At 71.8% G+C, this 21108-nt stretch carries 15 protein-coding genes; 5 read left to right on the forward strand and 10 right to left on the reverse strand.

The features are described from left to right. Positions 1-302: 302 nt before the first annotated feature. Both NYF13_RS25150 and NYF13_RS25155 read right to left on the reverse strand, forming a co-directional pair. Positions 303-713, reverse strand: a complete 411-nt coding sequence (locus NYF13_RS25150; RefSeq protein ID WP_315660106.1) for a hypothetical protein — start codon at positions 711-713, stop codon at positions 303-305. A gap of 184 nt (positions 714-897) precedes the next feature. After that, the gene (locus NYF13_RS25155) at positions 898-3636 is read right to left on the reverse strand and encodes a DEAD/DEAH box helicase (RefSeq protein WP_396287646.1); all 2739 of its coding nucleotides are present in this window, start codon (positions 3634-3636) and stop codon (positions 898-900) included. 506 nt (positions 3637-4142) lie between these two features. On the opposite strand from NYF13_RS25155, the gene kstR reads away from it, so the two are divergent. Next, a complete protein-coding gene (kstR, locus tag NYF13_RS25160; RefSeq protein ID WP_315660108.1) occupies positions 4143-4769 on the forward strand; it encodes a cholesterol catabolism transcriptional regulator KstR in 627 nt (208 codons plus the stop codon). A 37-nt stretch (positions 4770-4806) separates the two neighbouring features. On the opposite strand, the gene NYF13_RS25165 is transcribed toward kstR, so the two are convergent. Genes NYF13_RS25165 through NYF13_RS25175 form a run of 3 tightly spaced genes read right to left on the reverse strand, consistent with a single transcriptional unit; the run spans position 4807 to position 7495 of the window. After that, positions 4807-5799 carry a TIGR03557 family F420-dependent LLM class oxidoreductase gene (locus NYF13_RS25165; protein ID WP_315660109.1) on the reverse strand — a complete coding sequence of 331 codons (993 nt, stop codon included), beginning with the start codon at positions 5797-5799 and terminating at the stop codon, positions 4807-4809. A 15-nt stretch (positions 5800-5814) separates the two neighbouring features. Then, positions 5815-6645: an LLM class F420-dependent oxidoreductase gene (locus NYF13_RS25170; RefSeq protein WP_315660110.1), complete on the reverse strand. Its 831-nt coding sequence runs from the start codon at positions 6643-6645 to the stop codon at positions 5815-5817. Positions 6646-6664: 19 nt separating this feature from the next. After that, positions 6665-7495, reverse strand: a complete 831-nt coding sequence (locus NYF13_RS25175; protein ID WP_315660111.1) for an LLM class F420-dependent oxidoreductase — start codon at positions 7493-7495, stop codon at positions 6665-6667. 105 nt (positions 7496-7600) lie between these two features. Here NYF13_RS25175 and NYF13_RS25180 point away from each other — a divergent pair, with 105 nt between their 5' ends. After that, on the forward strand, positions 7601-8308 hold the full coding sequence (locus tag NYF13_RS25180; protein ID WP_315660112.1) for a class I SAM-dependent methyltransferase: 708 nt from the start codon (positions 7601-7603) through the stop codon (positions 8306-8308). Between the two features lie 13 nt (positions 8309-8321). Here the strand turns inward: NYF13_RS25180 and icmF are convergent, their stop codons facing one another. Beyond that, positions 8322-11588: a fused isobutyryl-CoA mutase/GTPase IcmF gene (gene icmF / locus NYF13_RS25185; RefSeq protein ID WP_315660113.1), complete on the reverse strand. Its 3267-nt coding sequence runs from the start codon at positions 11586-11588 to the stop codon at positions 8322-8324. 183 nt (positions 11589-11771) lie between these two features. Between icmF and NYF13_RS25190 the strand changes: the two genes are divergently transcribed. Further along, the gene (locus NYF13_RS25190; RefSeq protein ID WP_315660114.1) at positions 11772-12335 is read left to right on the forward strand and encodes a dihydrofolate reductase family protein; all 564 of its coding nucleotides are present in this window, start codon (positions 11772-11774) and stop codon (positions 12333-12335) included. Between the two features lie 41 nt (positions 12336-12376). Here NYF13_RS25190 and NYF13_RS25195 read toward each other — a convergent pair whose 3' ends face one another. The 4 genes from NYF13_RS25195 to NYF13_RS25210 are packed head-to-tail and all read right to left on the reverse strand — an operon-like array spanning position 12377 to position 18113. Further along, on the reverse strand, positions 12377-12988 hold the full coding sequence (locus tag NYF13_RS25195; RefSeq protein ID WP_315660115.1) for an ATP/GTP-binding protein: 612 nt from the start codon (positions 12986-12988) through the stop codon (positions 12377-12379). Continuing rightward, complete coding sequence (locus NYF13_RS25200) at positions 12969-13739, reverse strand: DUF742 domain-containing protein (RefSeq protein ID WP_315660116.1); 771 nt, start codon at positions 13737-13739, stop codon at positions 12969-12971. Before NYF13_RS25200 ends, NYF13_RS25195 begins: the two co-directional genes overlap by 20 nt. A 7-nt stretch (positions 13740-13746) precedes the next feature. After that, the gene (locus NYF13_RS25205) at positions 13747-14199 is read right to left on the reverse strand and encodes a roadblock/LC7 domain-containing protein (RefSeq protein ID WP_315660117.1); all 453 of its coding nucleotides are present in this window, start codon (positions 14197-14199) and stop codon (positions 13747-13749) included. Continuing rightward, complete coding sequence (locus tag NYF13_RS25210) at positions 14196-18113, reverse strand: nitrate- and nitrite sensing domain-containing protein (protein WP_315660118.1); 3918 nt, start codon at positions 18111-18113, stop codon at positions 14196-14198. Before NYF13_RS25210 ends, NYF13_RS25205 begins: the two co-directional genes overlap by 4 nt. Before the next feature lie 976 nt (positions 18114-19089). Between NYF13_RS25210 and NYF13_RS25215 the strand changes: the two genes are divergently transcribed. Together NYF13_RS25215 and NYF13_RS25220 are read left to right on the forward strand one after the other, a co-directional pair. Continuing rightward, complete coding sequence (locus NYF13_RS25215) at positions 19090-19512, forward strand: DUF485 domain-containing protein (RefSeq protein ID WP_315660119.1); 423 nt, start codon at positions 19090-19092, stop codon at positions 19510-19512. Next, positions 19509-21104 carry a cation acetate symporter gene (locus NYF13_RS25220; protein ID WP_315660120.1) on the forward strand — a complete coding sequence of 532 codons (1596 nt, stop codon included), beginning with the start codon at positions 19509-19511 and terminating at the stop codon, positions 21102-21104. The genes NYF13_RS25215 and NYF13_RS25220 overlap by 4 nt, the downstream gene beginning before the upstream one ends. The last annotated feature ends 4 nt before the right edge of the window (positions 21105-21108 follow it).

Below are 21108 nucleotides of genomic sequence, written 5' to 3' on the forward strand. Positions count from 1 at the left end.
ACGGCTGCCGCGCCAGAAGGGTGCGAAATAGGCGGTGAACCGAGGGACAGAGCGCCGGTCGGCAGTTCGCGAGCCAGTGATGCGGCGTCGGCGGACAGGGTAGTGAAGGCAGTTGCCGTCCAGCCCGTGCTGGGGGTAGGGGTGTGTCCAGCAGAGCGGGCGGGCCCGGTCTGGGGGAAGCGGGAGCAGGGTAGGCAGGGCGCCGATCCGGCCAGAGTAGGCCCGGTGCAGGGTCAGGCGCGGGTCCGGTGGGTTCGGCGAGCGGCCGGGCAACGACCGGCGGGAGTAGGCCCGGTGCGGGGTCAGGCCCGGGTTCGGCGAGCGGCCGGGCGGCGATGCGGCGGGAGTGGGCCCGGTGCGGAGTCAGGCCCGGGTTTAGTGAGCGGGTGGGTGTCGAAGTGCGGGCGGTGGGCGCGGAGGGCGGTCGGGATTTCGGTGCGGGGGCGGCCTTGGAGTTCGAACAGCACGAACGGATAGGCGTTCACCTCGTCGGCGACCAGGTAGTAGACCGCGGCAAGTTGTCGGCACGGGGTGGCCGGGGCCGGGCACGAGCAGCGGGGGCACAGGTCGCCGGGGCCGGGCAGGAGATCGGCGCGGGCTGGGGCGGCCAGGTCTTTCGGAAGTTCGCCATCGAGCAGGGTCGCGGCGTGGTCCAGGCGACGGCCGGCGCGGTCCGGCAGCATCCCCCATTCCTCCGGGATGAGCTCGCGCATGCGGATCCTCACCCGGTACGGCTCCCGCGCGCTCGCGCTGTCACCTCGCCCGCGTCGAAGCCCGGCTCGCTGACCGGGCCCTTCCGCGTATACGTGTGCCCGCGCAGGAGGCGGTTCGGGTCCACGCTCACGCGATGTTTCAGGGTCGCCCACCAGGTACGGCCGAACGTCCGGCGGGGCGGCATCAGTCGCCGCCGAGGCGGACGAGGTGGGCGATCTGGGCGTCCGACAGTTCCGTGATCCAGGTCTCCCCCGCGCCGACCACGGCGTCGGCCAGCCCGCGCTTCGACTCCAGCACGGTGGCGATGCGCTCCTCCAGCGTGCCCTCGGCGATCAGGCGGTGGACCTGCACCGGCCGGTCCTGGCCGATGCGGTACGCCCGGTCGGTCGCCTGGTCCTCGACCGCCGGGTTCCACCAGCGGTCGTAGTGGATCACGTGCGTGGCCCGGGTCAGGTTGAGCCCGACGCCGCCGGCCTTGAGCGACACCAGCAACACCGGCACCTCCCCGGCCTGGAACCGCGCCACCATCTCGTCCCGGCGCTTCGGCCCCACTTCGCCGGACAGCAGCTCCGCGGGCAGCCCGCGCTCGGCCAGCCGCGCCTCGAGCAGCCGGCACAACCGCACGTACTGGCTGAACACCAGCACGCTGTCGCCCTCGTCAAGGATCACGTCGAGCAGTTCCTCGAGCGCGGCGAGCTTGCCCGAGCGACCGGACAGCACACCGCCGTGCTCTTTCAGGAACTGCGCCGGATGGTTGCAGATCTGCTTCAGCCCGGTCAGCAGCTTGAGCACCTGGCCCCGCCGCTGCACGCCCTGGGACTCGCGGATCCGGGCCAGGTTCTCCCGCACCACCGCCTCGTACAGCGTGGTCTGCTCGGCGGTCAGCGGGACGAACCGGTCGGTCTCGGTCTTGCGCGGCAGCTCCGGCGCGATATCCGGGTCGGTCTTGCGGCGGCGCAGCAGGAACGGGCGGACGGTGGTGGGCAGCCGCTCGGTCGCCGCCGGGTCGCGGTCGCGCTCGATCGGCCGGGCGACGGTGCGGCGGAACCGTTCCAGCGGGCCGAGCAGGCCCGGCGTGGTCCAGTCCACCAGGGACCACAGTTCGGTCAGCCGGTTCTCCACCGGGGTGCCGGTGAGGGCCACGCGCGCGGCCGCGGGCACCTTCCGCAGCTCTTTCGCCGTGGCGGACAACGGGTTCTTCACGTGCTGGGCCTCGTCCGCCGCGACCAGACCCCAGTCCACTTCGGACAGCGGCTGGCGATCGCGGCGCAGCACGCCGTAGGTGGCCAGCACCACTTCATCGGCGGCCAGCCCCTCGAGGTGACGGCCGCCGCCGTGGAACCGCCGCACCGGCACGCCCGGCGCGAACCTCGCGAACTCGCGCTCCCAGTTGCCGAGCAGCGACGTCGGGCACAGCACCAGCGTCGGGCCCGCGCCGAGCGGGCGGCGGTGCAGGTGCAGCGCGATGAGCTGGACCGTCTTGCCCAGCCCCATGTCGTCGGCCAGGCAGGCGCCCAAGCCCAGCCCGGTCATCGTGGCCAGCCAGCCCAGACCGGCCAACTGGTACGGGCGTAGGGTCGCGGTCAGTCCCGGCGGTGGCGCGACCGGATCGGGCTCCCGCTCCCGCAACCGCTCCACCAGCCCGGCCAGCGCGGGCTGCGCCGCGAACTCGACCGGCTCACCGTCCACCTCCAGCTCGCCGGTCAGCGCGGCGGCGAGCGCCTCGGCCCCGGTCAGCTCGCGAGTGCGGCGTGCGCGTAGCCGGGCCAGCAGGAACGGATCGAGCTGCACCCACTGCCCCCGCAGCCGCACCAGCGGGCGTTTGGCCTCGGCCAGCTCCGCGACCTCCTCTTCGGTCAGCTCCGCACCGCCGAGGCTCAGCCGCCACTGGAACTTCAGCAGCCCGCTCAACGGGAACGCCGGACCGCCTTCGCTCGCCGGGGCCGGGGCGGCGCTCGCCTTCGCCTTCAGCTCACCGGCGAACAGATCCTTCGGCCACAGCACCTCGATGCCGGCGCCGCCCAGCTCGCGGCTGCCGCCGGTGAGCAGTTCGACGAGCTCTTCGCCGGTCAACGCCAGCTCGGTGGGCGCCGGTTCGGACAGCACCCGGCCCAGCGGCGCCCAGGCCCGCGCACCGCGGCGCAGGCCCAGCAGCAGCTGGGTCTCGACCTGCTCACCAAGCCGGTGCAGCACGGCTTCCGCTGCGTCCCAAAGGGTCGCAGCCTCTACGACCAGACTTGGATCCACAGTGGACCGGACGGCGAGCACCCCGGCGAACTCCGGCTCCTCACCTTCGCGCGCCTCGATCCGCAGGATGAGCTGGGCGCCGTGCGGGCTCCGGGCCTCCAGCTCGGTGAACCCGGCCGGGCCGATCGGCGTGGCCCCGGGCTCGGCGAAGCCCGGACCACCCGCCCCGACCGGTGCCGAGGGGCTGGGCACGAGCACGTCGGCCGCCGCGTCCCAGAGCGCGCGGACCAGCGACTCCGGTGAGTGCAGCCGGATGCGCTTGACGCCGGACAGCGGCAGTGCGTGGGCCTCCGGCGGCAGCGCGACGGCCAGGTCCCGCAGCCGCGCCTCGTCCGCCGCGTCGAGCGGACCGACGCGCCACGAGCCGGCCCCGGCCGGGCCGAGGGCGGGCCGCAGCCGCCCGCGCGCGACCAGGTCGACCCCGGCGTTGACCGCCGCCGACCACGCGGACAGCGACGGGCCGGCGTCCTCCGGCACCACGAGCAGCCGCGGAATGGCCTGGGTGAGCGGCACCAGGCGCGCGGAAACCTTGGTGCGCGAGAACTTCCCGCCCGAGGGCAGCACCAGCTCGATCGCGGTGTCTCCCGCGACCTCGTCTCCCCAGAGCGCCAGCACCCCGTCCCGCGGCGGATCCGACGGGACGTAGGTGGCCTGGGTGCGCGTGCCGAACTCCACGCCCAGCACCGTAGGCCAGGGGTCCGACAAAACGCGCGACGGCGGGGCGGAAGTCCCGTTCGCGACCCGTCAGCGCGGCAGGCCGAGCAGCAGTTCGGCCGCGGTGGTGCGCAGGAGTTGCGTTGTACCGCCTGCGATGGAGAGGCACCGGCTGCGCAGGAACTCGTGCGACTCCTCCCCCCGGACTCCAGCGCGAGCGGTCCCCCCAGCTCCGGCGCGAACTCCGCCACCTTCTGCCGGTGCTGCACCCCGCCCAGCCACTGCACCACCCGGACCGAACCCGCCGGAGCCCCCGGGTCGCGAGGTGGCGGCCCAGTCGTGGATCGCCGCGGCCTGTTCCTCGGTGAGCGCGACCGGCATCGGTTCTTCGCGCGGGTACGGGACCAATTCCGGTTATAGAACGTGTTTCAGTTCCACGGCCAGCGTGTCCCCAGATGAACGTTTCACCAGGAGAAGTACGCTCACCCCAGAACTGGAACGAGTTCCGGACCTGGAGGAGAGTGCCGATGCCGGGCAAGGCAAAAGCGGCGAAGGCCCGGTCGAACGGGCTCGGCTCGATCGGCGACGAAGTCGGGTCCGCGGCGCAGCGCGACCGCCGCCGCCGCATCATCGACGCGACCCTGGCGCTCGCGTCCAAGGGCGGGTACGACGCCGTGCAGATGCGGTCCGTGGCCGAGAAGGCCGACGTCGCGCTAGGCACGCTGTACCGCTACTTCCCGTCGAAAGTCCACCTGCTCGTGTCCGGCCTGGCCCGGCAGTTCGAGCGGGCGCAGGAAACGCTGGAGCGCACCGCGATCCCGGGCGAGACCCCCGCGCAGCGGCTGCTGTTCGTGCTGGGCCGCACCACCCGGCTGATGCAGCGCGACCCGCACCTGACCGAGGCGATGGTGCGCGCCTTCATGTTCGCCGACACCTCCGCCGCCGCCGAGGTGGAGTTGGTCGGGCGGCAGCTGGAGGAGATGTTCGCGCGGGCCCTGGGGATCGAGGAGCCGACCGGCGCCGACCGCGACATCTTCCACGTGGTCGGCGACGTCTGGATGGCCAGCCTGGTGGCCTGGGTGACCCGCCGGGCTTCCGCGGCCGACGTCGCGAACCGGCTGGAGCTCTCGGTCCACCTGCTCTTGGGCGAGTGAAGGGGCCCGCGGCGCACCGCAGGCCCCTCCTCTGAGCTCAGGCGCTCAGCTTCGGCAGCACTTCCCGGCCGAAGGTGTCGAGGAACGCGTCCTGGTTGCGGCCCACGTTGTGGATGTAGATCCGGTTGAAGCCGGCGTCCACGTACTTCTGCAGCGCGGCGCGGTGCACGTCCGGATCGGAGGAGACGACCATGCGGCCCTCGAAGTCCTCGCGGCGCACCAGCTTCGCCATCTGCTGGAAGTCGAACGGCGAGCGCACGTCGGCCTTCGGGAACTTCATCCCGCCGTTGGGCCACTGGTCCATCGCGTTGGCCCACGCCGTCTCGTCGTCCTCGGCCCAGGACAGGTGCACCTGCAGCAGCTTCGGCATCTCGTCCGGGTCCTTGCCGGCCTTCTTCGCGCCCGCGTTGAAGTTCTCGATGATCCCGCCCAGCTTGTCGATCGACGCGCCCGGCGTGATCAGCCCGTCGGCCAGCTCGCCGGTCTTGCGCGAGGTGTACGGGCCGGCCGAGGCGATGTACACCGGCGGCGGCGGGCCGTCGGGCAGCGTCCACAGGCGGGTGGTGTGCAGCTTGAAGAACTCGCCGTTGTGCTTGACGTCCTTGCCGGTGAACAGCTTCCGGATCACCTCCAGCGCCTCGAACATCCGCCGCACGCGCTCGGGCGCCTCCGGCCAGTAGCCGCTGATGATGTGCTCGTTGAGCGCCTCACCGGACCCGATGCCCAGCCAGGTGCGTCCGGGGTAGGTGGCCTCCAGGGTGGCCGCGGCCTGCGCGACCATCGCCGGGTGCAGCCGGAACGACGGGCAGGTCACGCCCGGCCCCAGGTCGCCCGTGGTGTTCTCGGCCAGCGAGGCCAGCACGCTCCACACGAACGAGGCCTCACCCTGTTGCGGGACCCACGGCTGGAAGTGGTCCGCCGCCATCTGCCCGGAGAAGCCCCGCTCCTCCGCGGCCTTCGCCAACCGGATCGACTCCCGCGGCGAGAACTGCTCCAGCGCCGCCGCCAGGCCGATTTGCACGTCACTCACGCGATTTCCGCTCCTTCACCGATACTCTTCGACGATCTTGGCCAGGTGGTCCAGCCGGCTCAGGGTCGGCGCCTCCGGATGCGCGCCGACCAGGAACGTGATGCTCTCCACGCCCGCCTCGGCGTAGGCGTCGAGCAAAGCGCGGTTCTTGCTGCCCACGGTGTACATCGACAGCGGGGTGCCGGGCGCGAACTCGTCCCGCATCGCCACCAGCGGGGCCACGTTCTCGGGCACGCCGACCGAATTCGGCATCCACACCCCGCCGTGCCGGTGCGCCCGGCGCGCGGCGAAGCGGCTGTTGCCGCCGACGTAGATCGGCGGTCCCGGCTGCTGCACCGGCTTCGGCCACGCGATGGCGCGGTCGAAGTCGGTGAACTCGCCGTGGAAGGTGGCCTCGTCCGCCGTCCACAGCTCCCTCATCGCGTCCAGCCGCTCGTCCAGCAGCCGGCCGCGGGTCGCCGGGTCGGTGCCGTGGTCGCGCATCTCCTCCAGGTTCCAGCCCGCGCCCACGCCCAGGAGCACCCGGCCGCCGGAGAGGTGGTCGAGGGAGGCGACCTCCTTCGCGGTCTGGATCGGGTCGCGTTGCGCGAGCAGCACGACGCCGGTGCCCAGCAGCAGCGTGGTCGTGACCGTGGCGGCCGCACCGAGGGCCACGAACGGGTCATACATCCGGTAGTACTGCGGGGGCAGCTCGCCCCCGGCTGGGTAGGGCGAGCTCCGGTCGGCCGGGATGTGCGAGTGCTCACCGACGAACAGCGAGTCGAACCCGCGCAGCTCGACGCCGCGGGCCAGCCGGTCCGGCCGGATGCCCTGGTCGGTGACGAAGGTGAAGATCCCGAACTTCATGCGCTCATCGAACCACGGTTCACCGGTGCGCCGCCGCCAGCCGGGCGAGGTCGTCGAGCGCGGCGAGCGTCTCGGCCTCGGGCCGGGTGGGCAGCATGAACGTGTAGTGCTCCACGCCGGCCTCGGCCATGCGCCGGATCACGTCCTCGTCCGCGGCGCCGCCGAACACGGTGAACGGCACGTTCTCGCGGCCCTGCTCACCGAGCCAGTCGCGGACCCGCCGGATCTCGTCGCCGGGGGTGGACGAGCGCGGCAGCCAGCCGTCCCCGTGCCGGGCCAGCCGCCGCAGCGCGGCCGGGCTCTCGCCGCCGATGTAGACCGGCGGGTGCGGCTGCTGCACCGGCTTCGGCCAGGCGAAGATCGGGTCGAAGCTGACGTGCTCACCGTGGTACTCGGCCCGCTCGCTGGTCCAGATGGCCTTGAGCGCCTCGATCTGCTCGTCCATCAGTGCGCCGCGGGTGGTCGGGTCGGTGCCGTGGTTGGCCATCTCCTCGCGGTTCCAGCCCACGCCGACGCCGAACGCGACCCGCCCGTTCGAGACCAGGTCGAGCGAGGCGACCTCCTTCGCGGTGTGGAGCACGTCGCGCTGGATCAGCAGCGCGATGCCGGTGCCGAGGACCAGTTCGCTGGTGCGCGCCGCGGCCGCGGTCAGCGCCACGAACGGGTCGAGCGTCCGGTAGTACACCCGTGGCAGCTCGCCCCCGCCCGGGTAGGGCGATTGGCGGCCGGCCGGGATGTGCGAGTGCTCCGCCAGGAACAGCGAGGCGAAACCGCGCTCCTCCAATGCCTCGCCCAGCACGTCGGGGCGGATGCCCTCATCGGTCACGAACGTGGAGATCCCGAAGTCCATGCCTGGTTCTACCCGGCATCCGGCTCCGGTATTCCCCCGGTGGTTGACACCTCACCGGATCGGCTTCACAGTGGAAATCATCGACCGTTGAAAAGGAGCGCGGGAATGGGCTTGCAGAACCTCGACTTCGAGCAGCTCTACCAGGGGCGGAGCTCGATCGGCGCCGGCATGCCGTGGGACATCCAGGCCCCGCAGCCGGCCCTGGTCGAGCTGGAGGGATCGGGCGGCTTCCGCGGCGAGGTGCTCGACGTGGGCAGCGGGCTCGGCGAGAACGCGGCGTTCCTCGCTTCCCGCGGCCACCGCGTGACCGGGGTCGACGGCTCCGAGACGGCCGTCCGGCGGGCCCGGGAGCGGGTGGCGGTCAAGGGGCTCGACGTCACCTTCCAGGTCGCCGACGCCACCCGGCTGGACGGCCTGGAAGACCGCTTCGACACGGTCCTCGACAGCGCGCTCTACCACTGCCTGGACGAGAACCAGCGCCGCGATTACGTCGCGGCGCTGGTCCGGGCCACGCGGCCCGGCGCGCGCCTGCACCTGTTCTGCTTCTCCGACGTGCTGCCGGACGGCTTCCCCGCGCCGTTCCGGATCAGCGAGCGGAACCTGCGCGAGACGGTCGGCGCGGGCGGCTGGCGGATCACCGGCCTGGAGCCGGCGCTCTACACGACGGCGGTGACCCGCGCGCGCATGAAGGAAACCGTCGAGGCCTTCGACCCGGATGCCGCGTTCGACCCCGCCACGCTCGACGCGCTGGAAGTGGACGAGGACGGCCGGGTCCGCGCGCCGGTCTGGTACCTGGCCGCCGAACGCGCTTGACCCGGCCGAGGCCTCAGACGTTGCGCCGGTACTGACCGCCGACCTCGAAGAACGCGTCGGTGATCTGGCCGAGCGAGCACACCCGGGCAGCGTCCATCAGCACGCCGAACAGGTTGCCGCCCCGGGTGGCGGCCGCACGGAGCGCCTTGAGCGCGTCCTGGGCCTCCACCTGGTGGCGGTGCTGGAAGTCGGCCAGCCGGTCGAGCTGGGACTTCTTCTCGTCCTCGGTCGCCCGGGCCAGTTCGACCTCGACGTCCTCTTCGCCCTCGTGCGGGTTGCGGAAGGTGTTCACGCCGACGATCGGCAGCGAGCCGTCGTGCTTCTTGCGCTCGTAGAGGATCGACTCGTCCTGGATCCGGCCGCGCTGGTAGCCGGTCTCCATCGCGCCGAGCACGCCGCCGCGCTCGGAGATCCGGTCGAACTCCAGCAGCACCGCCTCTTCGACCAGTTCGGTCAGCTCGTCGACGACGAACGAGCCCTGGAGCGGGTTCTCGTTCTTCGACAGGCCCCACTCCTTGTTGATGATCATCTGGATGGCCATCGCGCGGCGCACCGAGGATTCGCTCGGCGTGGTCACCGCCTCGTCGAACGCGTTGGTGTGCAGGGAGTTCGCGTTGTCGTAGAGGGCGCAGAGAGCCTGCAGGGTGGTGCGGATGTCGTTGAAGCTCATCTCCTGCGCGTGCAGCGAGCGGCCCGAGGTCTGCACGTGGTACTTCAGCTTCTGCGAACGCTCGTTCGCGCCGTAGCGCTCGCGCATGGCCACGGCCCAGATCCGCCGCGCCACCCGGCCGAGCACGGAGTACTCGGCGTCCATGCCGTTGGAGAAGAAGAACGACAGGTTCGGCGCGAAGTCGTCGATGTCCATCCCGCGCGCGAGGTAGGACTCGACGTAGGTGAAGCCGTTGGACAGCGTGAAGGCGAGCTGCGAGATCGGGTTCGCCCCGGCCTCGGCGATGTGGTAGCCGGAGATCGACACCGAGTAGAAGTTGCGCACCGCCTTCTCGATGAACCACTCCTGGACGTCGGCCATCATGCGCAGGCTGAACTCGGTGGAGAAGATGCAGGTGTTCTGGCCCTGGTCCTCCTTGAGGATGTCGGCCTGCACGGTGCCGCGCACGTTCTTCAGCGCCCACGCGGTCAGCTCGGCGTGCTCGTCCGCGGACGGCTCGCGCCCGTGCTCGGCCTCGAACGCCTCGACCCGCTGGTCGATCGCCGTGTTCAGGAAGAAGGCGAGGATCGTCGGCGCCGGCCCGTTGATCGTCATCGACACCGAGGTGCTCGGCGCGGTGAGGTCGAAGCCGTCATAGAGGTCCTTCATGTCCTCCAGCGTGGCGATGGAGACCCCGGAGGTGCCGACCTTGCCGTAGATGTCCGGGCGGGTGTCCGGGTCGTGGCCGTAGAGGGTGACCGAGTCGAACGCCGTGGACAGCCGCTTGGCCTCGGAGTCGGCCGACAGCAGCTTGAACCGCCGGTTGGTGCGCTGCGCGTCGCCCTCGCCGGCGAACATGCGCGCCGGGTCCTCGCCTTCGCGCTTGAACGGGAAGACCCCGGCGGTGTAGGGGAAGTACCCGGGCAGGTGCTCACGGCGCAGGAACGAAAGCAGCTCGCCGGGCTCGGTGTAGCGCGGCAGGGCCACGCGCGGGATGCGGTTGCCCGAGAGCGTGTCGCGCCACAGCTGCGTGCGCAGCTCCTTGTCCCGGATCTTGACCACGAGCTCGTCCTCGCGGTACTGCGCGGCCAGCGCTTCGAAGCGTTCGAGCAGCCTGGTCGTCTCGCCGTCCACATCGGACTCGGCCGCGGCCAGCAGCCCGTCGAGCGCGTCGGTCGAGGCGTCCACTTCGGACAGCGCCACCTTGGCCGCGGCCAGGTGGCCGCGCTTGCGGACGGCCTCGACCTGCTGCGCGGTCTTCTCGTGGTAGCCGCGCAGGGTGTCGGCGATTTCCGCGAGGTAGCGCGCGCGGTTGCCCGGGATGACCGTGCTGGCGTCGGTGGAGACCTTGCCCCCGACCGATGGCAGCACCCCGGCCGAGACCGAAAGCCCCTGCCCAGCCAGCCGGTCGCGCAGGTGCTGGTACAACGCGGTGACGCCGTCGTCGTTGAACTTCGCCGCGCTCGTGCCGTACACCGGCATGTCGTCGGGCCCGGAGGAGAAGTCCTCGCGGTTGCGCACGAGCTGGCGGGCGACGTCGCGCCGCGCGTCCTCGGCGCCGCGGCGCTCGAACTTGTTGATCGCGACCACGTCGGCGAAGTCGAGCATGTCGATCTTCTCCAGCTGCGACGCGGCACCGAACTCCGGCGTCATCACGTACAGCGACTCGTCCACGTACTCGACGATGCCGGCGTCGCCCTGGCCGATGCCCGGAGTCTCCACGATCACCAGGTCGTGCCCCGCGGCCTGGCAGGCCAGGATCGCCTCGCGCAGCCCGGCCGGGATCTCACCGACCGTGGTGCGGGTGGCGAGCGAACGGAAGTACACCGGGGCGGTGCCGTTGCCCCCCGGCCCGGCGGGCCCGGGGTCGAGGCAGTTCATCCGGATGCGATCGCCCAGCAGCGCTCCTCCGCCCTTGCGCCGCGACGGGTCCACCGCGAGCACCGCGATCCGCAGCTTGTCCTCCTGGTCCAGGCGGAAGCGGCGGATCAGCTCGTCGGTGAGCGAGGACTTGCCGGAACCGCCGGTGCCGGTGATGCCGAGCACCGGCACGGAGCGCTGCTTCGCCGCCTCCTCGATGGCCTCGAGCCATCCGCCGGGCAGGTTCCCGCGCTGCAGCAGCGTGATCACGCGCGCCAGCGCCGGGATGTCGCCGGAGAGCAGTTCGTCCACCGACCCGGGCGGCTGCGCCGAAAGGTCGGCGTCGCAGGCCCGGATCATGAAGTTGATCATGCCCGGCAGACCCATCTCGTAGCCGTCCTCGGGCGAGAAGATCCGGGTCACCCCGCGGGCGTGCAGCAGGTCGATCTCCTCGCGGACGATCACCCCGCCCCCGCCGCCGAACACCTTGATGTGCCCGGCGCCGCGCTCGGCCAGCAGCTCCACCAGGTAGCTGAAGTACTCGACGTGCCCGCCCTGGTAGGCCGAGACGGCGATGCCCTGCACGTCCTCGGCGATGGCGGCGGTGGCCACCTCGTCGACCGAGCGGTTGTGCCCCAGGTGCACCACCTCGGCCCCCTGCGACTGCAGGATCCGCCGCATGATGTTGATCGAGGCGTCGTGCCCGTCGAACAGGCTGGACGCGGTCACGAACCGGACCGGGTTCACCGGACGGTACAGGTCGCTGGTCATGCCTTCAAAATACTTGGACTTCCTACTATTGAAAACCCGGACCCCGGGTAACACCGATCTCAGCCCGGCCGGCGGACGAGGCCGGGAAGACTTCCGGTTCCGGTGTCCGGTTCGGGTGTCCGGTTCCGACCCCCGGGTGAAGGCGCCGGACCGAGGCGCCGGAATCGGGAAAGGGTAAATGCCATGGGTGAACTCGTCTACCAGGTCCACGTCTCCCTCGACGGCTGCGCCGAGGGTCCACGCGGGGAGTTCGACTGGGCGCCGATGGGGCCGGAGCTCTCCGCCCACAGCGAGGCGCTGACCGGGCGGAGCGCGGTGCTGGCCTACGGGCGGCGGGTGTGGGAGATGATGGCCGGCTACTGGCCGACGGAGGAGGCCCTCGACGACCCGCACGGCCGCGCGTTCGCGCCGATATGGCTGAGGATGCCGAAAGTCGTCTTCTCGCGCACGTTGACCGGGGCGGACTGGAACACGCGGGTGCTCAGCGGGGACTTGGCCGAAGAGGTGGCCACGCTGAAAGCCGCCCACGGGAAGGACATCCTGCTCAACGGCGGGGCCGCCCTGCCGGCCGAGCTGAGCCGGCTGGGGCTGATCGACGAGTACCAGGTCTTCGTCCACCCCCTGGTGCTGGGCGGGGACAAGCGCCCGTTCGCCGTGGGCACCGAGCGGTTCGGGCTGGAGCTGGTCGAATCCCGGGTGTTCGACGGCCGCGCGGTGCTGCTGCGCTACCGGCGGTCCGCGGGCTGAGACCGCGCCGGGTCACCGATCCGGTGACCCGGCGGCCGCGGTCAGCGGGCCTTGGCCGCCCGGAGGGCGATCCACTGCCGCATGGCGTACTCGACCAGCGTGATCAGCGTCTGCTTGGTCGACTCGCGGTCCCGGGCGTCGCAGCGGACGATCGGGATGTTCGGGTCGATCGACAGCGCCTCGCGCACGTCGTCGATGTCGTGCTCCAGCACCCCGTCGAAGGTATTGACGCCGACGATGTAGGGCAGGCCGCGGTCCTCGAAGAAGTCGATCGGCGCGAACGAGTCCGCCAGCCGGCGGGTGTCGGCCAGCACCACCGCGCCGATCGCCCCTCGCACCAGGTCGTCCCACATGAACCAGAACCGCTGCTGCCCGGGGGTGCCGAACAGGTAGAGGATCAGGTCGGCGTCGAGCGACACGCGGCCGAAGTCCATGGCGACCGTGGTGGTCGTCTTGTTCGGGGTCTGGTCGAGGTTGTCGATGCCGCGGCTCGCGTCGGTCATCATCGCCTCGGTGGTGAGCGGCACGATCTCCGACACCGATCCCACGAACGTCGTTTTGCCCGCGCCGAAGCCGCCCGCCACCACGATCTTCGCCGATGTCATGGTCGGGGGCGCGGTGTCCCGCGGTGCCTTAAAGCCGACGGAGTCCACTCAAAACCCTTTCCATCAACATCAAGTGTGCTTCGGCGCCGTCATTGCCGGTGATCGTCCGGTGCACCGTGACCAGCCCCGCGTCCGCCGCGTCGCTGATCAGCACCCGGGCTACCCCCAGTGGCACCCGCAGGGCCGCCGCGATCTCGGCGACCGAGCGCGGGGTCCGGCACTCTTCCATGATCGAGAAGCTCTCGACCTGCTCCGCCACCGCGGGGGGGAACCCCCCGGCAGCGGCCTGGTCCTTGGTGGAGACCAGGGTCTCCAGTTCGAGCGCGTAGTTCGCCCGGGTCCGGCCACCGGTGAGAGCGTACGGCCGGACGATCGCGGTCTCTTCGGCTGGGTCCACCCGTTCGGGCCGCTGCGGCCGGCCGAACTGCGGGGGCAGCACGAATTCGCCGCTGGGCGGCCCGGGGTCGAAGAGCCCGCCCGGCCTGGGCCCGTCCGCGTCGGTGCTGCCCGGTGGAGAGACTAGAGAGGTCACACGGTCTCCTATCTCGGCCGGCGGTGGTACCGCCGGCGGTGCCGCGGCCGCGTGCGCTGCGGCGGCCGGGGGTTCGGGGGGCTGGGACTCCTGGGACTCTTTGCCGGTCTTGCGGCGCTTGCGGCGGGAGCGGCCGGAATCCAGGCTGAAGCCGTTGAGGACGTCGGCGAACGTACCGTCGTCGCGGGCAGCACCGGCAGCCCCCGCGCGCGGAGGCTCGCCACCCTCTCCCGGTTCTTCGCCGGACGATCCGGACCCCGTGCTCATCGCCAGATCATCCCACCGGTTCGCCGATCAGCGAGCCACCCAAGCCCTGCAGCTGCGCGCGAAGTTCCGGGGTGAGGATCTGCCCGACCCGGTCGACCAGCATGGTCATCTCGTAGGCGACCTGGCCGATGTCGCAGTTCGGCGCGGCCAGGATCGCCAGGCAGGAGCCGTCGCTGATCGACATCAGGACCATGATGCCGAGCTCCATCTCGACCACGGTCTCGCTGACCGCGCCCGCTTCGAAGCAGCGGGCCGCGCCCTGGGTCAGGCTGACCAGCCCGGACGCCACGGCGGCGAGCTGGTCGGCGCGGTCGAGCGGCAGCCGGTTGGAGGCGGTGAGCAGCAGTCCGTCCGCGGAGACCACCACCGCGTGCGCGACCCCCGGGACGCGCTCGGCGAAGTCGTTCACCAGCCAGCCGAACTGGTTCTGCTGCGGCTGGGCCGTACTCGGCGAGGTCATTCACCCTCCAGTGTTTCGTGGTTGGTCTCGGCGGCAGCCTGCGCGGTGCGGTGCCGGCCACGCTGGATGCCCTGCTGGAAACTGCTCAGGCGGCCACGCACGTCGTGCGCGTCGCGGGCCGGACGGGGGCCCGCCGACCCGGAGGGCGGCGGGGCGCTGCCGGGAAGCAGCTGCTCCCCCCGACGGCGCCGGGGCAATCCTGCCGAAGTGAACAGAGCGGGTGCCGACTGGGACACCGCTTCCACCGCTCGCCACCCTTCGTCCGATCCGAAATCCCACTCCGAATCAGGCGTACCCGGCGAAGTGCCCAGGATTCCGGGCACGGAGGACGGCAGGTCCCGCGGTCCGTCCGCCTGCGGTCCGGGCGGCACGTCGGTGGCCGCCGGACGGCGGGCGGGCAGTTCGGCCGGCGGACCGGCGGGGCGGCCGGGCGCCTCCGCTCCCGGGCGCCGGGACGGCAGCCCGCCCGGGGGTCCGGGATCGGGGTCCGGCGGGGCGAACCCGTTCACGGCGGCCTGCGGGCGCGCGAACTGCTGGGTCTGCTCGGGATCGGGCACCGGCGGGGCGTCCGGCCCGGCGCCGGCCCGGTCCGCGGAGGACGGGAAGTCGTCGTGCCCGGGAGCCGGGGCGGAACCGGCCGCGTCCGGCCGGGCTCCGGTGGGTCCGGTTGCGTCCGGCCGGGGTCCGGCCGGTGCGGCATCCGAGCCCGAAGTGCCGTCCGTGGTGGCGTCCGGCGAGTCGAGCCGCCCCGTGACCGGGGACCCGGCCGCATCGGTGGCGCTGCCGGTACCGATGGTGTCGCCGGTGCTACCGGTGCCGTCGAGCCGTTCGAGTGCCTGTGCGCCCAGACCCGGCGCCGGTGCGGTTTCGACCGGCCGGTCCGGCGGGCCGGGCTCGACCGGCGGCTCGGACCCGGCGGCCACCGGGGGTCCGGCGAGTCCCCGGCTCTCCTGGCGGCCTCGCGTGACTCCGCGCTGGAAGCTGCTCAGCCGTCCGCGCACGTCCGACGCGTCGCGCACCGGCAGCTCCGGCTTGGCCGAGGGTTCGGCCGCCACCGGATCGGACGTGGCGCTGCCCGGCATGAGCTGCTCACCGCGACGGCGGCGCGGCAGCCCGGACGGGGTGAACGCGGTCGGCTCGACCTGCGACACCGCCTGGACGGTGCGCCAGTTCTCGTCGCTGGCGAAGTCCCAGTTGCGCTCGTCCTGCTCCGGCGTGGTGACCGGGACCGTTCCCGCTGCGGCGTCCGTCCCGGCGGGCGCGGCCCCGGACTCCCCGGGCTCCCCGGCTTCCTCGGCGTCCTGGGCCTCCGGCGGGTCGGCGGCGGGAACCGGTGAGCGGAACCAGACCGAGAGCATCTCGTCGAAGATCGGCGTGGTCTCGATCGTCGTCTCGCTGGCCGAGGGCGGCGGGACCTCGGGCACCTGCTGCGCGGCCTGGTTCCACCAGTCGCTCAGGGTGGTTCCGTTGGCGGAGAACAGGTCCTTGCCCGAAGGCAGCTCGCCCTGGCGCCGTCCCTCCGACCCCGAGGGCTCGGCCGGGGGCTCGACCGGCTCGGTGATCTCGGTGGCCTCGGTGGACTCGGTGATCCCGGAGGTCCCGGGCTCGGAGGTCCCGGACGCAGCCGGTTCCGGCCGCGGCGGCGGGACCTGCGGCAGCGACGGCGGGCCGTCCTCCCGCGGAATCGGGCTGAACAGCGCCGTTCCGGAGATTTCGAGATCCGACGGCGGACGCACGCCCGGGGCGGCCTGCTGCCCGTTGGCGTAGCCCGCGAGGTCACCCGAGGAGGGCCACAGCTCGTGGTCGTCGCCACCGCCCGGCTGGAACGGCACCGCGCCGGGGCGGGCCGAACCGTTGACCGGGCGCTGGCGCCGCGGCAGCCCGCCCGGGCTCACCGGCGGGGCGGCGACGCTCTTCAGCGGACCGGTGTGCGGCGCGTGGTCGACCACGGCGCCGGTCATCACCAGCTCGGGCGGGACCACCACGGTGGCGCGCACGCCGACGATGTCCTTGCCGCCGTGCAGCGAGACGCCGATGCGGTGGCGCCCGGCCAGGCGGCCGACCACGAACAGGCCCATCCGGCGCGAGGTGGCGAGGTCGACCGAACCGGCCTCGGTGAGCCGGCTGTTGGCCTCCACCACCTCGTACTCGTTCATGCCGATGCCCTTGTCGAGGATGTCGACGTTGATCGAGCCGTCCTCGGCCAGCCGGGTCGCGACCGTCACCTGGGTCTCCGGCGCGGAGAACGCGGTGGCGTTGTCGAGCAGCTCGGCCACCAGGCGCTGCACGTCGCCGGCGGCGAACCCGACGATCTTCACCGCGGGCGGCTGCTGCACCGAAACCCGCTGGTACTGCTCGATCTCCGAGACCGCGGCGCGCAGCACGTCGTGCGCGCTCACCGGCTGCCCGGAGCGGCGGCCCGGCTCGGCGCCGGAGAGCACCATCAGGTTCTCGTTGTTGCGCCGCATCCGGGTGGCGAGGTGGTCGAGCTGGAACAGCGTGGCGAGCTGGTCGGCGTCCTCCTCGTCGCGCTCCAGCCGCTCGATCAGCTGTAGTTGCCGCTGCACCAGGCTCTGGCTGCGCCGCGACAGGTTGACGAACACGCTGCTGTAGCCGGCGCGCATCGCCGCCTGCTCGGTCGCGAGCCGCAACGCCTGGCTGTGCACCTGCTCGAAGGCCCGCGCCACCTCGCCGACCTCGTCGTGCACGTGCACCGGCACCGGCGCGACCTCGATGCTCTGCGAGCGGCCCTCCTGGATGTTGCGGACCGCGGCCGGCAGCTCCTTCTCGGCGACGTCGAGCGCGCTGCGGCGCAGGGTGGACAGCGAGCGGAGCAGCTGGCGGGTGATCAGGAAGACGACGGCGGCGGCCACCACCAGCGCGGCGAACAGCAGCACGGCCAGCAGACCGGCCGAGCTGCTGGCGTCCTCGACGAGTGCGGCCGAGGCGTCCGAGGCCTGCGCGCCGAGCCGCTTGCTCACCTCGGAGAGCTGGTTCACCACGGCGTCGGAGGCGCTGTTCCACGCCGGCGCCGACAGCCCGCGCAGCGCGTCGTCGCTCGACGAGCCCTGCTCGCCCAGCGCCCGGCCGACCATGCGCTTGCGGTCGTAGGAGGAGCCGGGCTTGAGCGTGCTGTCGAGGTCCTGGCGCTGCGGCGCGGTGGCGGCGGCGCTGAAGTCGTCCATCCGGTCGTCGAAGCGCAGCTCCGCGTCGCGGACGTCGGAAAGCTGCTGCGCGGGCAGGGTGCCGCGGGAGATGCCGAACGCGATCAGCGACTGGGTGACCGAGGCCTGTTCCTTGGCCGCCTCGAGGTCGTGCAGCGCGTTCGGGGTGCCGCCCAGCGCGTCGGCGCTGGCGCCCGCGGCCACCGCGGTGTCGGCGGCGACCAGCGCGGTGGTCACGGCGTTGTAGTCGCTGACGGCCTCGGCCGCGTCCAGCAGACCGGCACCGACCTGCTGGCGGATCACCGTGATCTCGTTGACCTGCGCGGTCGCCGAGTTCACCGCACCGGACACGCTGGACTCGTCGGAGCCGATGCGGCCCGCGGCCGTGGTGAAGGGCTCGACCGCGGCGTCGGTAGCCGCGCGGGCGGCCTTCAGCTCCGGCGTCACCCCGGCCGAGCCGGCGATCAGCTGCCGGGCGGTCAGGGTGCGCTCGCGCTGCAGACCGTCGGTGAGCGAGCGCAGTTGGGCGCTCAGCCCGACCAGTCGGTCGATCCGGTCGTAGTCGTCCGAGCGGCCGACCTGACCGGCGATGGCGGTGATCCCGAGCACCAGCGCGAGCACGATGGGGACCAGCGTGACGGCCGAGAGCTTGACCGCCAGGCTCCAGTCCCGCCAGCCCAGCACCGCGCGCCGGACCGCGGACCACCGCGACCGCCGGGGCGGGCGGCCGAGCAGTTTCCCCACAGGCACCTGGCCTTCTCCTGCACTGGTCACGAAAGTGACTCCCTGTCCGGCGTCGTGGCGACCCGTCGACGGCTTCCGGGGCTCCCGGCGCGATCCACGGTTTTCCGCCGACCCGCGCGAACGACCCCGGGAAGGCACGGCGGAGCCGACCGGTCACCCCTGCGCCGGGAACCGTGGTTCCCGGGACTTTGCACGTGCATGGCGCAAGTTGCGTACTGCACGCGGGTGGTCGAGATCAACTTGTCTGTGCCTATCGATCGCTGCGGTCAGCTGGGCCAAAGAATCGTACACCAATCCGGACCACCGTAATTCCCTTCCACTTCGAGGGGCTGACCAGGGAAAAGGCGCCGGGCTCCCGGTTCGGCCGTCCCGATTCGCCGAGCCGGGGCGGCGACGGGGAATTCCCGTTACCGGTTGGACCGGCACTCGGCATCCGGACGTCACCCGATTAGCCCACGCAGCGTAGTCGGATCCTTCCGGAGACCTACGCTGCGTGCCCCCATCGAGTGGGTCAAGGACGAAGATGAACCCGATGTTGTGGTGCGGTTGCGACTCGCCGCCCGACCCGGTGATTTCTTTCGGGACCCCCCGCTGGCCTGGGAATCCTCCGCCGCCCCCTCGGCGACCCGGACCGGGGCGGGCCAGCACCGGCCTTCCGGCCGCTACCGCGGGTAGCTGTTCCGGGTGACCACCCGGCGCTACTCAACCATTCGCCGCAGCCATCCGGAGCAGGGGCGACGCCGGGTGACAACACCTCCACTATTCCGAGTGATCTGCCCGTGATCAAAGTCCGGGCGACCGTTTTCCCGTATTTCCGACGGTTAAAGGAATTCCGGAACCCGCTTGCGGAACCGGCTTTTTCCGATGCCCCCGGACGTCGTTACGATGACCGCCTCCCTGTCCGCAAGAGCAGACCGGGTGCCACTCGGACGAGGGGCACCGGCCCGGCCCCGCTCGCGGACGCAAGTTGCCGGAGGCACCCATGCACGACGTCACTCGGCCCCCCTCGGCGAGCCACCCGCTCGACGAGACCGGCCGGCTGCCGGCCCTGTTCGCCACCGACGGCGCGGCCCCGGCCACCCCGGCCGGCCCGGACTACGACTCGATCCAGCGCAGCCCGGAGTTCCGCGCCCTGCGGCGGCGGTTCCGCGGGTTCGTCTTCCCGATGAGCATCGGCTTCTTCGTCTGGTACCTGACCTACGTGGTGCTGGCCGCCTACGCCGGCGGGTTCATGAGCACCCCGGTGTTCGGCCTGGTCAACGTGGGCATGCTGCTCGGGCTGGCGCAGTTCGCGACCACCGCCCTGATCACCCTGGCCTACGTCCGGTTCGCCGACCGCCACGTCGACCCGAAGGTCGCCGAGCTCAGGACCCGGGCCGCCGCGACGGAAGGAGCCCAGCAGTGACCGTTCTGGCCGAAAGCACCTCCGCCAGCAACCCGCTCGTGAACACCGGGGTGTTCGCGCTGTTCGTCGCGATCACCCTGTACGTGGTCTACCGGGCGGGCAACCGGGGTCAGCGGACCTCGACCGCCGATTATTACGCGGCCGACAGCGCCTTCACCGGCCGGCAGAACGGCGTCGCGCTCTCGGGCGACTTCCTTTCGGCCGCCTCGTTCCTCGGCATCGCCGGCGCCATCGCGATCCACGGCTACGACGGCTTCCTCTACTCCATCGGCTTCCTGGTGGCCTGGCTGGTCGACCTGCTGCTGATCGCCGAGCTGCTGCGCAACACCGGCCGGTTCACCATGGGCGACGTGCTGAGCTTCCGCATGCGCCAGCGCCCGGTGCGCGCCGCCTCCGCGACCTCGACCCTGGTCATCTCGTTCTTCTACATGCTGGCGCAGATGGCCGGTGCCGGTGGGCTGGTCGCGCTGCTGCTGGACGTGCACTCCCGCCTGGGCCAGGCGCTGGTGATCGCCGTGGTCGGCCTGGTCATGGTGATCTACGTGCTGGTCGGCGGGATGAAGGGCACCACCTGGGTGCAGATCATCAAGGCGAGCATCCTGCTGATCGCCGCCACGCTGATCACCGTGTTCCTGTTCGGCAAGTACGGCTTCAACTTCTCGCGCCTGCTGACCGCGGCGACCGACCGCAGCCCGATGGGCCGGCAGCTGCTCGAGCCCGGCGGCTCGTACGGGCAGAGCGGCACCACCAAGCTCGACTTCGTGTCGCTGTCGCTGGCCCTGGTGCTCGGCATCGCCTCGCTGCCACACGTGCTGATGCGCTTCTACACCGTGCCGAACGCCCGCGAGGCCCGCCGCTCGGTGGTCTGGGCCACCGCGTGCATGTTCGTGTTCTACCTGTGCACGCTGGTGATCGGCTTCGGCGCGGCGGCGCTGGTGGGCGCGGACGAGATCAAGAGCGCGCCCGGCGGCGAGAACTCCGCGGCCCCGCTGCTGGCCCTGCACATCGGCGGCACGCTGCTGCTGGGCATCGTGTCCGCGGTCGCGTTCGCCACCATCCTGGCCGTGGTCGCGGGCCTGACCATCACCGCGTCCGCCTCCTTCGCCCACGACGTCTACGCGAACATCGTCAAGCGCGGCAAGGCGGAACCGGCCTCCGAGGTGCGGGTGGCCCGGCTGACCGCGCTGGTGGTCGGCGTGCTCGCGATCCTGGGCGGCATCCTGGTCAACGGGCAGAACATCGCGTTCCTGGTCGCGCTGGCCCTGGCCGTCGCGGCGTCGGCGAACCTCTCGACGCTGCTGTACTCGCTGTTCTGGAAGCGGTTCAACACCACCGGCACGCTGTGGAGCATCTACGGCGGGCTGACCGCCTGCCTGCTGCTGGTGCTGTTCTCGCCGGTGGTCTCCGGGGCGCCCGACGCGATCTTCCCGAGCCTGGACTTCCACTGGTTCCCGCTGAAGAACCCGGGCCTGGCCTCGATCCCGTTCTCGTTCCTGTGCGGCGCGATCGGCACCTTCGCCGGCCGTTCGAAGGCCGACAAGGCCAAGCACGCGGAGATGGAGGTCCGGTCGCTGACCGGGATCGGGTCCTGAGGCG

The organism is Amycolatopsis sp. PS_44_ISF1 (genome assembly GCF_032335455.1).
Lineage (GTDB): Bacteria > Actinomycetota > Actinomycetes > Mycobacteriales > Pseudonocardiaceae > Amycolatopsis.

What these genes read in the sequence shown, in the direction of transcription:
- NYF13_RS25215 (WP_315660119.1), top strand. Translation starts at nt 19,090, where the DNA reads ATGCACGACGTCACTCGGCCCCCCTCGGCGAGCCACCCGCTCGACGAG.
- NYF13_RS25200 (WP_315660116.1), bottom strand. Translation starts at nt 13,739, where the DNA reads ATGAGCACGGGGTCCGGATCGTCCGGCGAAGAACCGGGAGAGGGTGGC.
- NYF13_RS25190 (WP_315660114.1), top strand. Translation starts at nt 11,772, where the DNA reads ATGGGTGAACTCGTCTACCAGGTCCACGTCTCCCTCGACGGCTGCGCC.
- kstR (WP_315660108.1), top strand. Translation starts at nt 4,143, where the DNA reads ATGCCGGGCAAGGCAAAAGCGGCGAAGGCCCGGTCGAACGGGCTCGGC.
- NYF13_RS25175 (WP_315660111.1), bottom strand. Translation starts at nt 7,495, where the DNA reads ATGGACTTCGGGATCTCCACGTTCGTGACCGATGAGGGCATCCGCCCC.
- icmF (WP_315660113.1), bottom strand. Translation starts at nt 11,588, where the DNA reads ATGACCAGCGACCTGTACCGTCCGGTGAACCCGGTCCGGTTCGTGACC.
- NYF13_RS25150 (WP_315660106.1), bottom strand. Translation starts at nt 713, where the DNA reads ATGCGCGAGCTCATCCCGGAGGAATGGGGGATGCTGCCGGACCGCGCC.
- NYF13_RS25170 (WP_315660110.1), bottom strand. Translation starts at nt 6,645, where the DNA reads ATGAAGTTCGGGATCTTCACCTTCGTCACCGACCAGGGCATCCGGCCG.
- NYF13_RS25205 (WP_315660117.1), bottom strand. Translation starts at nt 14,199, where the DNA reads ATGACCTCGCCGAGTACGGCCCAGCCGCAGCAGAACCAGTTCGGCTGG.
- NYF13_RS25180 (WP_315660112.1), top strand. Translation starts at nt 7,601, where the DNA reads ATGGGCTTGCAGAACCTCGACTTCGAGCAGCTCTACCAGGGGCGGAGC.